Origin of the sequence: Thiohalobacter sp., from assembly GCF_027000115.1 — a bacterium.
Classification (GTDB): domain Bacteria; phylum Pseudomonadota; class Gammaproteobacteria; order Thiohalobacterales; family Thiohalobacteraceae; genus JALTON01.
In genome coordinates this window covers 1-14336 of the sequence record NZ_JALTON010000054.1, presented here as the reverse complement: position 1 = coordinate 14336, position 14336 = coordinate 1, and the positions used below count along the sequence as shown (strand labels likewise).

The 14336-nt window shown below is 67.6% G+C and carries 14 protein-coding genes; 8 read left to right on the top strand and 6 right to left on the bottom strand.

Annotation, left to right across the window (positions count from 1 at the left end; translation table 11 throughout):
* Positions 1 to 3: 3 nt before the first annotated feature.
* Both MVF76_RS10600 and trxB read right to left on the bottom strand, forming a co-directional pair.
* Positions 4 to 1179, bottom strand: coding sequence for a GNAT family N-acetyltransferase (locus MVF76_RS10600; RefSeq protein ID WP_297528914.1), 1176 nt, complete (start codon positions 1177 to 1179; stop codon positions 4 to 6).
* 24 nt (positions 1180 to 1203) lie between these two features.
* Positions 1204 to 2169 (bottom strand): thioredoxin-disulfide reductase, encoded by a 966-nt coding sequence (trxB, locus tag MVF76_RS10595; protein WP_297528913.1) that lies wholly within the window; start codon positions 2167 to 2169, stop codon positions 1204 to 1206.
* 164 nt (positions 2170 to 2333) lie between these two features.
* Between trxB and ald the strand changes: the two genes are divergently transcribed.
* The 7 genes from ald to serS all read left to right on the top strand — a co-directional run bounded on the left by ald (position 2334) and on the right by serS (position 9998).
* The gene (gene ald, locus MVF76_RS10590; protein ID WP_297528911.1) at positions 2334 to 3413 is read left to right on the top strand and encodes an alanine dehydrogenase; all 1080 of its coding nucleotides are present in this window, start codon (positions 2334 to 2336) and stop codon (positions 3411 to 3413) included.
* Positions 3414 to 3494: 81 nt separating this feature from the next.
* The gene (locus tag MVF76_RS10585; RefSeq protein WP_297528909.1) at positions 3495 to 5804 is read left to right on the top strand and encodes a DNA translocase FtsK; all 2310 of its coding nucleotides are present in this window, start codon (positions 3495 to 3497) and stop codon (positions 5802 to 5804) included.
* Positions 5805 to 5807: 3 nt separating this feature from the next.
* A complete protein-coding gene (gene lolA, locus MVF76_RS10580; RefSeq protein WP_297528907.1) occupies positions 5808 to 6416 on the top strand; it encodes an outer membrane lipoprotein chaperone LolA in 609 nt (202 codons plus the stop codon).
* A gap of 10 nt (positions 6417 to 6426) precedes the next feature.
* Positions 6427 to 7740: a replication-associated recombination protein A gene (locus MVF76_RS10575; protein ID WP_297528905.1), complete on the top strand. Its 1314-nt coding sequence runs from the start codon at positions 6427 to 6429 to the stop codon at positions 7738 to 7740.
* Between the two features lie 244 nt (positions 7741 to 7984).
* Positions 7985 to 8359 (top strand): fluoride efflux transporter CrcB, encoded by a 375-nt coding sequence (gene crcB, locus MVF76_RS10570; protein WP_297528903.1) that lies wholly within the window; start codon positions 7985 to 7987, stop codon positions 8357 to 8359.
* Positions 8356 to 8661, top strand: coding sequence for a DUF190 domain-containing protein (locus tag MVF76_RS10565; RefSeq protein ID WP_297528901.1), 306 nt, complete (start codon positions 8356 to 8358; stop codon positions 8659 to 8661). Before crcB ends, MVF76_RS10565 begins: the two co-directional genes overlap by 4 nt.
* Positions 8662 to 8717: 56 nt before the next feature.
* Positions 8718 to 9998 carry a serine--tRNA ligase gene (gene serS, locus MVF76_RS10560; protein WP_297528899.1) on the top strand — a complete coding sequence of 427 codons (1281 nt, stop codon included), beginning with the start codon at positions 8718 to 8720 and terminating at the stop codon, positions 9996 to 9998.
* Positions 9999 to 10082: 84 nt separating this feature from the next.
* Here serS and MVF76_RS10555 read toward each other — a convergent pair whose 3' ends face one another.
* The 4 genes from MVF76_RS10555 to MVF76_RS10540 form a co-directional block, all read right to left on the bottom strand.
* Positions 10083 to 10592 (bottom strand): SixA phosphatase family protein, encoded by a 510-nt coding sequence (locus tag MVF76_RS10555; RefSeq protein ID WP_297528897.1) that lies wholly within the window; start codon positions 10590 to 10592, stop codon positions 10083 to 10085.
* A 12-nt stretch (positions 10593 to 10604) separates the two neighbouring features.
* On the bottom strand, positions 10605 to 11717 hold the full coding sequence (locus MVF76_RS10550; protein ID WP_297528895.1) for a GGDEF domain-containing protein: 1113 nt from the start codon (positions 11715 to 11717) through the stop codon (positions 10605 to 10607).
* Between the two features lie 87 nt (positions 11718 to 11804).
* A complete protein-coding gene (locus tag MVF76_RS10545; protein ID WP_297528893.1) occupies positions 11805 to 12500 on the bottom strand; it encodes a hypothetical protein in 696 nt (231 codons plus the stop codon).
* Positions 12501 to 12708: 208 nt separating this feature from the next.
* Positions 12709 to 13089 carry a hypothetical protein gene (locus MVF76_RS10540; protein WP_297528891.1) on the bottom strand — a complete coding sequence of 127 codons (381 nt, stop codon included), beginning with the start codon at positions 13087 to 13089 and terminating at the stop codon, positions 12709 to 12711.
* A 231-nt stretch (positions 13090 to 13320) separates the two neighbouring features.
* Between MVF76_RS10540 and MVF76_RS10535 the strand changes: the two genes are divergently transcribed.
* Positions 13321 to 14115, top strand: a complete 795-nt coding sequence (locus MVF76_RS10535; protein WP_297528889.1) for a TusE/DsrC/DsvC family sulfur relay protein — start codon at positions 13321 to 13323, stop codon at positions 14113 to 14115.
* Positions 14116 to 14336: the final 221 nt, after the last annotated feature.

Below are 14336 nucleotides of genomic sequence, written 5' to 3'. Positions count from 1 at the left end.
GCGTCAGCTTTCGACCGGCCGTACATGGGCGGGCGGCGGGGGCAGGGCGTCGGCGCGGTAGGGCAGGTGCTCGTTCAGCGTGCGCCAGTAGTCGGCCACCGCACGCTGTTCCCGTTGCAGGAAGTCCGCCACCGCGTTGCGAAAGGCCCTGTCCGCGAGCCAGTGGGCGGACCAGGTGGGCGTGGGCAGAAAGCCGCGGCTGATCTTGTGCTCGCCCTGCGCACCCGGCTCGAACAGCGCCAGCCCCTCGCGGATGGCGTACTCGATGCCCTGGTGATAACAGGTCTCGAAGTGCAGGCCGTCGGCCTCGACCTGGGTGCCCCAGTGCCGGCCATAGAGGGCGCGCTCGTTGCGAAACAGGATGGCGCCCGCAACCGTGCGGCCCGAATGCTCGGCGAAGATGAGCACCAGCCCGCGGCCCAGGTTGCGGGCGACTTCGCGAAAGAAGGCGAGGTTGAGCGTGGCCGTGCCCCACTTGCGATCGAAGGTCTCGGTATAGAAGTCGGTGGCGAGTTGCAGGTCCTGTTCGCTGGCCTCGTCGCCATGAACGACGCGGAAGCGGAAGCCGGCCGCGAACACGCGGCGCCGGGTCTGGCGGATGTTCTTGCGCTTCTTCGCCGACAGCGTGGCAAGGAAATCGTCGAAGTTCGCGTAGCCGGCGTTGGTCCAGTGGAACTGCACGCCCAGCCGCAGCAGCAGGCCCTCGGCCTCCAGCGCATCGGTGTCGGTGACATCCGGGAACAGCCAGTGTACGGAGGAAAGGCCGAGTTCGCGGGCCAGCTCGATGGCCCCGCGAATCAGGTTCTGGCGCACGAGAGTGGGGTCGGCCTCCGGTGCCACCAGCAGCCTCGGTCCGGTGGCGGGCGTATAGGGTACCGAGCAGACGGCCTTGGGATAGTAGCGTCCGCCGGCCTTCTCGAAGGCCTCCGCCCAGGCCCAGTCGAACACGAACTCGCCGTAGGAGTTGTCCTTGAGGTAAAGCGGCATGGCGCCCAGCAGCTCCCCGCCGTTCTCGAGCACCAGATGCCGCGGCAGCCAGCCGAACTGCGGGCCGACCGCGCCGCTGTGTTCCAGTGCGGCCAGGAAGCCGTGGCCGAGGAAGGGCGTGGCGGGGGCGGCGAGTCGATCCCATGCGGCGGCATCGACCGCGTCGATCGCCTCCAGCACCCTGAGCTGCATGGCAGGGACTGCCGCCGGCGCGGCTCAGTCGCCCTGTTCGGCGAGTGCGTCCAGGTAACGCTCCGCATCCAGGGCGGCCATGCAGCCGGTGCCGGCGGAGGTGATGGCCTGGCGGTAGACATGATCCATCACGTCGCCGGCGGCGAACACGCCCGGCACGCTGGTCTCGGTGGCATTGCCCTCGGTGCCGCTCTTCACCTTGATGTAACCGTGATCCATGTCGAGCTGGCCCTCGAAGATGGCGGTGTTGGGCGAATGGCCGATGGCGATGAATACGCCGTGCACGTCGATGTCCTTGGTCTCATCGCTCCTGACGTGCCGGATGCGGATGCCGGTGACGCCGGCGTCGTCGCCCAGCACCTCGTCGAGGACGTGATCCCACTCGATGGTGACCTTGCCTTCCTGCTCGCGCTTGAACAGGCGGTCCTGCAGGATCTTTTCCGCGCGCAGCTTGCCGCGGCGGTGGACGAGGGTGACATGGGAGGCGATGTTGGCCAGGTACAGGGCCTCCTCGACCGCGGTGTTGCCGCCGCCGATGACGGCCACCGGCTTGTCGCGGTAGAAGAAGCCGTCGCAGGTGGCGCAGGCGGACACGCCGCGCCCCTTGTAGGCCTCCTCCGAGGGCAGGCCGAGATAGCGTGCCGAGGCGCCGGTGCAGATGATCAGGGCGTCGCAGGTGTAGGTGCCGGAATCGCCGGTGAGCCTGAAGGGGCGCGTCTTCAGGTCGGTCTGGTTGATGTGGTCGAAGACCATCTCCACGCCGAAGCGCTCCGCGTGCTCGCGCATCTGTTCCATGAGCTGGGGGCCCTGCAGGTCCGCCGGGCCACCGGGCCAGTTCTCGACCTCGGTGGTGGTCATCAGCTGGCCGCCCTGCTCGAGACCGGTGACCAGCACCGGATTCAGATTGGCGCGCGCGGCGTAGATGGCGGCGGTGTAACCCGCCGGCCCGGATCCGAGAATCAGCAGGCGGCAGTGCTTGGCATCGCTCATGTGTATAATGGCTCCGACGCGAAAGATGCCTGCGGATATCCGCAGAAACCTTTCATGTTCAATGGGTTGGAAGGACGTTTCGCGGCGCTCCGAGGGCTTGCGGGGCGGCCGGCGATCGGCCCGCCAATGGTAAGGAAGTTGCCGCCGGGGGTAAAGGAGCCGCCATGCGCATCGGGGTGCCGCGCGAGATCAAGACACTGGAATACCGGGTCGGGCTGGTGCCGGATGCCTGCGCTGACCTGATCGCCGATGGTCACGAGGTGTGGCTGGAGCAGGGTGCGGGCGAGGGTTCCGGCTACCCGGACGCCGCCTATGCGGAGGTCGGGGCAAGGATCGCGCCCGATGCGGCGGCCCTGTACGCGGCGGCCGAACTCATTGTCAAGGTCAAGGAACCCGTTGCCGGCGACCTCGCCCACCTGCGCTCCGACCACATCCTGTTCTGCTATCTGCATCTCGCCGCCAACCCGGAACTTGCCCGCGAGCTCGCGCGCATCGGCCTGACCGCCATCGCTTTCGAGACGGTCACCGACGAGAGCGGCGGCCTGCCGCTGCTGGCGCCCATGAGCGACGTGGCCGGCCGGCTGTCGATCCAGATCGGCGCCAACCTGCTGCAACGTCCCCACGCCGGCAAGGGCCTGCTGCTGGGTGGCCTGCCCGCCGCCGAGCGGGGGCGGGTGACGGTGATCGGTGCGGGCAATGCGGGTGGCAATGCCGCGGCCATGGCGGCGGCTATGGGCGCCGAGGTCACGGTGTTCGACCGTCGCCGCGACCGCCTCGAACGGATGCGGGCGCTCGGCCCCAACGTCACCGCGCTCTACCCCTACCGGGACGCGCTGATACGGGCCGTGGCCCAGGCCGACCTGCTGGTGGGTGCCGTGCTCATCCCGGGCGCGCGGGCGCCGCACCTGGTCGGCCGTGCCGACATCGAATCCATGGCCCCGGGCAGCGTGGTGGTAGACATCTCGGTGGACCAGGGCGGCTGCATCGAGACCACCCGGCCGACCACCTATGCCGATCCCACCTATGTCGAGGCCGGCGTGGTGCACTTCGCGGTCACCAACATGCCGGGCGCGGTGCCGCGCAGCGCCTCGCAGGCGCTCTCCGCGGCACTCATTCCCCATGCCCGTGCCCTGGCCGCCGATCCTGCCGTCATCGACCGCCCCGGTCCGCTGGCGGCGGGCGTCAACGTGCGCGGGGGTGCCATCGTCCACCCTGCGGTGCGGGCGGCGGTGGGGGAGTCGTGAGGCGGATGATGTAGATAGAATTTAATATTAGCTATATAGTTACGAGACATTCCTGACAAACGCTATAAAGCGAAGGATTCCTTGGCACAGGCACGTCGAAAACAGCGGGGCCGGACACCGCTCACCCACCATGTCAGTCGCGGGGCGCGCGAGGGTGCGCTGATCGTGCTCGGCGCGGTGGCGCTGTATCTGTTCGTCTCCCTGCTGAGCTACAGTCCCGCCGATCCCGGCTGGTCCTACAGCGGGCCGCGCGGCGAGATCGCCAATCTCGGCGGCCGCGCCGGTGCCTGGTTCGCCGACGTGGCCCTGTACCTGATCGGCTACATGGCCTACCTGTTTCCCGTGATGGTGGGCTACTCGGGCTGGCTGATCTTCCGCGGTCGCACCGAGGCCGGGGACATCGACTACCGCACCCTGGCGCTGCGCTGGGCGGGCTTCCTGGTGACCGTGGCGGCGGGCTGCGGCCTGGCCAGCCTGCACTTCCGCATCGCCCCCGGTACCCTGCCCCTCAGCGCCGGGGGCATCCTCGGCGACCTAGTCGGGGAGGGGCTGGCCGGGCCCTTCAGCTTCCTCGGTGCGACCCTCTTCCTGCTGGCCCTGTTCCTGGCCGGCATCACCCTGTTCACCGGCCTGTCCTGGCTGGCGGTCATGGACCACACCGGCCACTGGACGCTGGTCGCCATCGAGCGCCTGCGTACCGGTTGGGCGCAGCTGCGCGATGCCATTGCCGGCCATCGGGCGCGCAAGGCGCGCGAGGAGGTGGTCAAGGTCGAGAAACAGAAGGTGGAGAAGCGCAAGCCGCCGAAGATCGAGCCGCTGGTGCCCAAGGTCAAGCCCAGCGAGCGGGTGGAGAAGGAGCGCCAGGTGCCGCTGTTCGATCCGCCACCCGATACCGAGCGGCCGCCGCTGGCGCTGCTCGACGAGCCGCGGCCGGGCGAGACGGGTTATTCGGAAGAAGCGCTGGAGGCCATGTCGCGGCTGGTGGAGATGAAGCTGGCCGACTTCGGCATCGAGGTCGAAGTGGTGGCCGTGCGACCCGGTCCGGTCATCACCCGCTTCGAGCTGCAGCCGGGGCCGGGCGTGAAGGTGAGCCAGATCAGCAACCTGGCCAAGGACCTGGCGCGCGCCCTCTCCGCGGTCAGCGTGCGCGTGGTGGAGGTGATTCCGGGCACCACGGTGATGGGGCTGGAGATCCCCAACGAGCACCGCGAGATCGTCGCCCTGTCCGAGATCATCCGCTCCCAGGAATACGAGGCCAGCAGCTCGCCGCTCACCCTGGCGCTGGGCAAGGACATCGGCGGTCACCCCATCGTCGCCGATCTGGGGCGCATGCCGCACCTGCTGGTCGCGGGCACCACCGGCTCGGGCAAGTCGGTGGCCATCAATGCCATGATCCTCAGCCTGCTGTACAAGGCGCTGCCGCGCGACGTGCGGCTGATCATGATCGATCCCAAGATGCTGGAGCTGTCCATCTACGAGGGCATCCCGCACCTGCTGACGCCGGTGGTCACCGACATGAAGGAGGCGGCCAACGCCCTGCGCTGGTGTGTGGCGGAGATGGAACGCCGCTACAAGCTGATGGCCGCGCTGGGCGTGCGCAACATCGCCAACTTCAACCGCAAGGTGAAGGAGGCCATCGACGCCGGCGAGCCCATCCCCGACCCGCTGTTCAATCCCGACGAACACGTGGAGGAGAACCCGGAGCCGCCGACCCTGGACGCGCTGCCCTACATCGTGGTCATCGTCGACGAGCTGGCCGACCTGATGATGGTGGTGGGCAAGAAGGTCGAGGAACTGATCGCGAGGCTGGCGCAGAAGGCGCGCGCCTCCGGCATCCATCTCATCCTCGCCACCCAGCGGCCCTCGGTCGATGTCATCACCGGCCTGATCAAGGCCAACATCCCCACCCGTATCGCCTTCCAGGTGTCATCCAAGGTGGATTCGCGGACCATCCTCGACCAGACCGGCGCCGAACAGTTGCTGGGTCACGGCGACATGCTCTACCTCCCGCCCGGTACCGGCCTGCCCGTGCGCGTGCACGGCGCCTTCGTCGCCGACCAGGAAGTGCATCGGGTGGTGAACCACCTCAAGCGCAGCGGCGAGCCGGACTATCTCGACGAAATCCTGGAGGCGGACATTCCGGGCGGCGCGCTGCCGGGCGAGGTCCCGGCGGGCGGCGAGGACAGCGAAAGCGATCCGCTCTACGACGAGGCTGTGCGCATCGTCACCGAGTCGCGCCGCGCCTCCATCTCTGGCGTCCAGCGCCGGCTCAAGATCGGCTACAACCGCGCCGCGCGCATGATCGAGGCCATGGAGGCCGCGGGCATCGTCGGGCCGCTGCAGGCCAACGGCAGCCGCGAGGTGCTGGCGCCGCCCCCGCCCGAGGACTGATCCATGCCGCGTTTTCTCCTGCTGCTTTCGCTGCTGTTCCCGGCCCTGTCCTGGGGCGGCCAGTTCGAACGCTTCTTCGACGGGCTAACCGGCTTCACTGCCGATTTCGAGCAGACCGTCATCGATGCCCAGGACCAGACCATCCAGCAGTCCGCCGGCGAGGTGGCCATCCTGCGCCCTGACCGGTTCCGCTGGGACTATGTCCGTCCCTACCGCCAGCTGTTGCTAGGCGACGGCCAGACGCTGTGGAGCTACGATGCCGACCTGGAGCAGGCCACTGCCGCCGACCAGCAGGCCGCGCTGGCCGGGACGCCGGCAGTGCTGCTGGCCAGCGACCGGCCCGTGGGCGCGCTGTTCGAGGTGGTACAGCGTGAAGAGATCGATGGCGGCGAGCTGGTGGTGCTGGCCGCGCGTGACCCGGACAGCCCCTGGCGGCGGGTACTGCTGGCCTTCTCCGGCGGCATGCTCACCGGCATGGAACTCGGCGACGGCTTCGGCCAGACCACCCGCATCCACTTCCGCAATCCCCGTCGCAATCCGCCGCTCGACCCGGCGCGCTTCCGCTTCGACCCGCCCCCCGGTACCGACGTGATTCGTGCGCCCGCGCCCTGAAGTCCGCAGCATGAACGACGACCGTCATCGCCCGCTGGCCGACCGCATGCGGCCGCGCAGCCTCGATGAATTCATCGGCCAGGCGCATCTGCTCGGGCCGGGCAAGCCCCTGCGGGTGGCGCTGGAGCAGGGGCGGCTGCATTCCATGGTGTTCTGGGGTCCGCCCGGCACCGGCAAGACCACGCTGGCGCGGCTGTTCGCGCGTACCGCCAATGCCGAGTTCCGCACCCTCTCGGCGGTGCTGGCCGGGGTCAAGGACATTCGCGCGGCGGTCGATGCCGCCCGCCGCCAGCGCGAGATCGACGGCCGCCAGACCATCCTGTTCGTCGACGAGGTGCACCGATTCAACAAGGCGCAGCAGGATGCCTTCCTGCCCTTCGTCGAGGACGGCACCGTGCTGTTCGTTGGTGCCACCACCGAGAACCCGTCCTTCGAGCTGAACAACGCCCTGCTGTCCCGTGCCCGGACCTATGTGCTCAAGGCGCTGGATGCCGGGGCGCTGCGCGCCATCATCGACCAGGCCCTCGAAGACCGCGAACGGGGTCTTGGCGACCGCGGCATCGAGCTGGCCCCGGAGCTGCGCGATCGTATTGCCCGGGCGGCAGACGGCGACGCGCGCCGCGCCCTCAACCTCCTGGAGATCGCCGCCGACCTGGCCGAGGCCGAGGGGCAGGGGGCGCGTATCGACGAGGCGGTGGTCAACGAGGTCATCGCCGGCGGCGTGCGCCGTTTCGACAAGGGCGGCGAGGCCTTCTACGACCAGATCTCCGCGCTGCACAAGTCGGTCCGCGGTTCGTCGCCGGATGCGGCCCTGTACTGGCTCGCGCGCATGCTGGACGGCGGCTGCGACCCGCTGTACCTGGCGCGCCGCATCGTGCGCATGGCCTCCGAGGACATCGGCAACGCCGACCCGCGCGCGCTGTCGCTGTGTCTCGACGCCTGGGACGCGCAGGCGCGCCTCGGCAGTCCCGAGGGCGAGCTGGCGCTGGCCCAGGCCGTGGTCTATCTCGCCTGCGCGCCCAAGAGCAACGCGGTGTACAGCGCCTTCAAGGCCGCCAGCGCCGACGCCCGCCGCTACGGTTCGCTGGAGGTGCCCCTGCACCTGCGCAACGCACCGACGCGATTGATGAAGGAACTGGGCTATGGTCATCGCTACCGCTACGCCCACGACGAGCCCGGGGGCTACGCCGCCGGCGAGCGCTATTTTCCGGAGGAGATGCCCGAGACCCGTTACTACGAGCCGGTGGACCGCGGGCTGGAGCAGAAGATCCGCGCCAAGCTCGAGCGCCTGCGGGCGCTGGATCGGAAGGCGCGGGGGGAGTGAGGCGTGGGGAGTGAGGAGATCGAATGCGCGTAGCCTGGGGCGAAACGAAAAAGCGCGGAGCGCCTTGAACGCCCGCTGGGCGGCCCGAAGGACGGGGAGGGCGGGAAAAGCCGGGCGTCTGTAGCGGTGTCCGGATTCCGGCCACCGGCTCGCATCCCGGCTACCCTGTTTTCTCGCCTCACGCCTCACGCCTCACTTCTGTTGTATGATGCTCGCCCATGTCGGAGCCTGGCGGAAAACGCGAGTGAACCAGTGGCTGGCCATCGCCGCCGGAGGCGCCGTCGGGGCCCTCTTGCGCTACTGGGTTTCGAATGCCGTGTACCTGCTGGCGGGGCGCGGCTTTCCGTGGGGGACGCTGGTGGTGAACGTGGCCGGCAGCCTGCTGATGGGGCTGCTGTTCGTGTGGCTGATCGAGCGCAGCGCCGCCGGTCCGGGCTGGCGGGCGTTTCTGCTCATCGGCCTGCTGGGCGCCTTCACCACCTTCTCGACCTTTTCCATGGAAACGGTCAGCCTGATCGAAGCGGGTGCACTGGGCCGGGCGCTGGCCAATGCCCTGTTCAGCGTGGCGCTGTGCGTGCTGGCGGCGGGCGCCGGCGTACTGATGGCGAGGCAGCTATGAAGACCGAAAGCGTGACCTTCGTGCGCATCTATCTCACCGAGGAGGACCCGCGCGCGCGGGAAATCGTCAGCCGCCTGCACGACGAGGAAACGGTGCGCGGCGTGACGGTGTTTCGTGGCATCAGCGGGTTCGGGTCCTCGGGGAAGGTGCATACCGCGAGCCTGGTCGACCTGTCGCTGGACCTGCCGCTGGTGATCGAGTTCTTCGACACGCCGGAACGGGTGTCCGGCATCATTGCCCATCTCAATGGCATCCTGGAACCGGGCCACCTGGTCACCTGGTCCGGTCAGGTCTTCATTTGAAATCCCGCCCCTGACGGGCCTGGCCCGGGGGACGGACTGGCAACCGGATAGAGACAATGCTGGATCCCAAACTGTTGCGGAACGATCCCGAGGCCGTGGCCACGCAGCTTGCACGGCGCGGATTCAGGCTGGATGTGGGGCGCATTCGTGCGCTGGAAGAGGAACGCAAGGCGCTGCAGGTGCGCACCGAGACCCTGCAGGCGGAGCGCAACCGGCGCTCGAAGGCGATCGGCAAGGCCAAGGCCGCGGGCGAGAACATCCAGCCGCTGCTGGACGAGGTCGCCGGCCTGGGTCGAGAGCTCGACGAGGTCAAGGGCCTGCTGGAGACCTGCCAGCGCACGCTCAATGACCTGCTGATGGCCGTGCCCAACCTGCCCGATCCCGAAGTGCCGGACGGCCAGAGCGAGGACGACAATGTCGAGATCCGCCGCTGGGGCGAGCCGCGCGGCTTCGACTTCGAGGTGCGCGACCATGTCGACGTGGGCGCGGCGCTGGGGCTCGATTTCGAATCCGCGGCGAAGCTGTCCGGTGCGCGCTTTGCCGTCCTGCATGGCGATCTCGCACGCCTGCACCGGGCACTGATCCAGTTCATGCTCGACACCCACACCCGCGAACACAGCTATCGCGAGGTCTATGTGCCCTACCTGGTCAACGCCGACAGCCTGCGCGGCACCGGCCAGCTGCCCAAGTTCGAGGAAGACCTGTTCGCGACCTGCGGCGACCCGCGCTACTACCTGATCCCCACCGCCGAGGTGCCCGTGACCAATCTGGCACGGGGCGAGATCCTGGACGCCGCCGAGTTGCCGCGGCGCCATGTCTGCCATACGCCCTGTTTCCGTTCCGAGGCGGGATCCCATGGCAAGGACACCCGCGGCATGATTCGCCAGCACCAGTTCGAAAAGGTCGAACTGGTACAGATGGTGCGACCGGAAGATTCGGATGCGGCACTGGAGGCCCTGACCGGCCATGCCGAGGCCATCCTGCAGAAACTGGGTCTGCCCTACAGGGTGATGTTCCTCTGCGCGGGCGATATCGGTTTTTCCGCCGCGCGGACCTATGATCTCGAGGTCTGGCTGCCGGGGCAGGGCAAGTACCGGGAGATCTCCTCCTGTTCCAACTTCCGTGATTTCCAGGCACGGCGCATGCAGGCCCGCTGGCGTAACCCGGAAACCGGCAAGCCGGAACTGCTGCATACCCTGAACGGCTCGGGGCTGGCGGTCGGGCGTACCCTGGTTGCCATCCTCGAGAACTGCCAGCAGGCCGACGGCTCGGTGGAGGTGCCCGAGGTGTTGCGCGGTTACATGGGCGGACAGGCGCGGCTCACGCCGTCCGCGTAGCCCGGACGCAGGCCCGCAGGGCCGGCATCAGGATGGCGATGCCCCGGATTCCGCTCGCGCTGCATCCGCGGGTTACACTCCGCCTCACGCCTCATCCAGCTCCTTCGGCCGCACGAAAGCGAGCAGCCTCGCCCCCTGTGGCTCCAGACGATGCCAGCAGGGCAGTTCCATGAGGGCGAGATTGGCCGTGGTGAACAGCTTGCCGTTGTCCTGGGGCGCGGGTGGCTGTTCGGCGAGCCGGAGCAGTAACTGCTCCAGTCCCGGGTTGTGGCCTGTCAGCAGCACCCGAGCGCGATCATCGGGCAGCCGGCGCACCCGCTCGGCGAGGATGCGCTCAGGGGCGAGATAGAGGGCGTCTTCCCATCGCACGAGCGACTCGGGCCAGCCGGTTTCCGCGCGCAGGTTGGCGAGCGTTTCCCGTACGCGTCGCGCAGGCGAGGCGAGGATCAGGTCGGGTATCCAGCCGGTTTCCGCGAGCCAGCGGCCGATATGGCGGGCGTCGCGTCGGCCGCGGGCGTTGAGGGAGCGTTCGCGATCGGGGAGGCTGGCGCTCCAGTCGGACTTGGCATGCCGCAACAGCGCCAGCTCGGGCATGTGGTGGCGGCCTCAGGCGGCGTCCGCTTCGGCCAGGCGAATGCCGCCGCGATCGTCCACCTTGCCGCGATACAGGGCCTGGTCGACGTGTTCGAGCAGGCGGTCGAAGGTGCGTCCATGGGCCGGGGCCTCGCCGATGCCGATGGTGACACTGTAGTCGAGCCCGGCCTCCTCGGCGCCGTCGCGCACGGCCTTCTGGATGCGGCCGGCCGCATGCACGGCTTCTTCCAGAGAGGTGTCGGTGAGGATCACCACGAACTCGTCGCCACCCATGCGGCCCGCATGGTCGGTCTCGCGCAGGGTACCGGTGAGGATGTCGGCGAAGCGGCGCAGCACCTGGTCCCCGGCGGCATGACCGTGGGTGTCGTTGATCTCCTTGAAGCGGTCGAGATCGGCGAACATGACCACGAAGCGGTCGTGCTCGAAGTTGGTGCGATCGAACAGGGACTCCGCGGTCTCCAGCAGCGCGCGGCGGTTCATGAGGCCGGTCAGGGTGTCGATTCGGCTCTTGCGTTCGAGAATGGTGCGCGACTGCTCGATGCGTCCCATCAGGATATAGGCGTAGAGCAGGATGATACCGCCGAACAGGTTCATGAAAATGATGCCCGGGGTGATGTCGCTGCCCATGCCCGAATAGCGCAGGCTGAAGATCAGCATGACGGCGGCAAAGCTTGCCACCAGTGCCTCTCCGAACAGGCGCATGCCGTAGCGCATGCCATTGCCCAGCACCACCATGATGAATACCAGCAGCGAGGGCGGAATGTCATAGGGATCGTTGAGCACCGAGAGGGTGGTGATCAGGATGTCCACCCACATGGCGAAGCGGAATCGCGTCAGACTGACATGATGCAGGCTGGCATGCACGAAGTTGGCCGTGTTGACGACGAAGTACAGGGCGTACACGGCATTGAGTTGTGCTGTCGTCAGCCAGGTCGGCTCGATGCCCTCCATGGCATTGAAGTAGAGCAGACCGAGGAAGAAGAACAGGTAGCGGGTCAGATACTGGACCAGCTGTTCCGACCAGCCGGGGAAGCGCATGGGGTAGGGGTGGTGCGGATCCTCCGGATGGTTGCGCCGGTCCTGGCCGGAACGGCGGTCCCGATCGGTACGTCTGCGACGGCTCATGATGCCCTTTCCCCTGGAGCAGCGGCGTAATGCCGAGCGTGCAGAAAGTAGCCCAAACCCCTGGCGGCGGCAAGGCTGCCGGTCGGGTCAGTTGGCCGTGTGGTCATCGGCCAGGGCCGCCGCGTGACGTTCCATTTCCGCAAGTCGCTCGGCGGCGTCGCGCAGCCGGGGGTGCCGGGAGTCGCCGGCGGCTTGCACAAGGCGGTGGCCATCCTGGATGAGCTGCCCGAGCTGCTCCGGCGTGAACAGTTGCAGGGCGGCTGCGAATGCGTCGGGCTCGGCGCTGAGGAGGGTGGGCAGCAGTTCATCCGCATTGATGAGATCATCCGCGCGCAGCAGGTCGGCGACCAGCGGGTGTTCCAGCAGCCGGTAGTGCAGGGCGCGGGCGGCATCCTCGTCGTCGAGCCGGGCGAGGGCAGCGGCGTCGTTCCCCGCGCCCTTGCGCACGGCCGACATGATGGTAGTGACCAGTCTGCGGATGGCCTGCCGGATCTCGTCCAGATCGCCCATCAGTCCACACACGGTTTCGTAGGCGCGGTCGAGGTCTTCCTTCAGTTTCAGGATCACCTCGCTGTCGGCGTTCGGCTCCAGTTCCACGGCTCGCTGCACCAGCGCCTGGAAGTCCTCCATGAAGGCCTTGAGTTCGTTCTGGTCGCGCAGTTGGGCGGACAGTACGTCGGCAGCGGTCACCGAGCGCCGATCTTCGGGGAACAAGGGGTTGTCGGCCCGTGCCATGAGCTGGCGTTCATGGGCGCCGGGGGAAAGACTGAACCTGGGTCGCACGGGTGGCTCCGACATTCAACGGTTGCGTGACATCTGGTATCAGGCTGGCGGCGTGCTATCATGCCGGACAGGGTATCGAGCGGCGTCGATGCTACCACCTGCGACCGGAATCTGCATCAGGACCTCCCCCATGGACGGCCTGGCAGGCGCCTTGACCGGTGCAACAGCCGGCCCTGATTCGAGCAGTCCGTGGCCCGCCGGGGTTGGCTCAGGCCTTGTGGCCGGCCGCGCGGTCACGTGTCTCGGCCGCGGCATAGTCCGCATCCGCAAGCGCTTCGCCGCCGCACAGGGCGTGCAGTGCGGCGGTGCGGGCCTCGCAGCATTCGCCGGTTTCCGCGGCATGCAGCTCGAAGTGCATTTTCACCGCCTCACGGAACATGGCCCGCAGCCGCTTGCTGTACTCGGCCCGGCCCTCCGCGAGCAGGCTCGATTCCAGGCTGGCAATCGCATCCAGCATGGCCTCGCGCGCTACCTGGGCGCAGTCGGTGCTGTGTGCCGGAAAGGCGACTTCGGTGTAGTCCCGAAGCAGGTCCACCAGCCGCCTGGCGACGCCCGGGCCGCATTCCAGCCGGATCTGCTGGTGTTTCATGGTAAGTCCCCGATGTTCTTTGAAAACAAAAGGTTATCACATGGAGAAACCGCGGCGGGAAAAAGCTGCCGCCACGCCTCAAGTTCGCTCGCGCGGGACCGCTATGAAGGGTAACGGTCACTGATCCCGGCAGGGATCGCAAGCCCGGCCAAGCGGGCCGAGTGACCGGATGCGAAGCGCATTGATGCGCGGCGCAGGCACAAGACCACCGAACGAGAAGGGTTTTCCGCCATGCCAAACACCTCCACTGTCGTCAATTTCCCCGCCGAAGGGTCCCTGAACGTCAATGGCAAGTCCGTTGCCGTGCTGCCCGAGGGCGGTCTCAGAAATCTGTCCGAATGGTCCCGCGATGTCGCCGCCGCGATGGCCGCGGCCCAGGGCCTCGAACTGACCGCCGAACACTGGGCGGTGATCGATGTCATGCGCAACTACTATCAGACCTATAACGTCTCGCCCGTGCGCAAGCTGCTCAAGCGCGCCTTGCGCGACGCCGGGCACGAGGGACTGGCCGATGACGCCGTGCTGGATGGCCTGTTCCCGGGTGACGTGCGCCTGCAGGGCGCCCGCATCGCCGGCATCCCGGTGCCGCATCTGGACGCCGAGCTGGAACGGCGGACCTATGCCAACTCGAAGGCCCGGAGCCAGGTGTCTTCCGCAGGCGCTGGCGAGGCCGCCGGTCACTTCGTCGGCAGCTTCGAATTCGAGGGCAAGACCTTCGAGGTCACGCCCACCGGCAACCTGCTGGACCTGTCGTGCTGGAACGAGCGCGTGGCCGAGCATCTGGCGCGCAAGGAAGGTATCGAGCTGACCCAGGATCACTGGCAGGTGATCAATTTCCTGCGCAGTTTCTACTTCGAGTACGGCATCACGCCCATGGTGAAGATCCTGATGAAGCACATGGCCGAGGAACTGGGTCCGGATCGGGCCAGCCGCGACCACCTGTACAGCCTCTTCCCCAAGGGGCCGTCGCGCCAGGGTTCACGCATCGCCGGCCTGCCGGAGCCCCAGGGCTGCATCGACGGCTGAGTTTCAACGACCGCGCAACGACACCCCGACCCTTGTTCAAACCCTTTTCTTCGAGGGGTGTAGCATTCCCTCCCCAATCGGGGAGGGTTTTTTATTAGGTAATTCCTAAGCAAATCGGACCAGATCGACTAGTCTGGTCTGTGTATGAGACGGTGTACAGAATGCGGATATACCCGGGCCTGGAAGCTTGCTGACGGGCGCTTCAAGTGCCGCCACTGTGG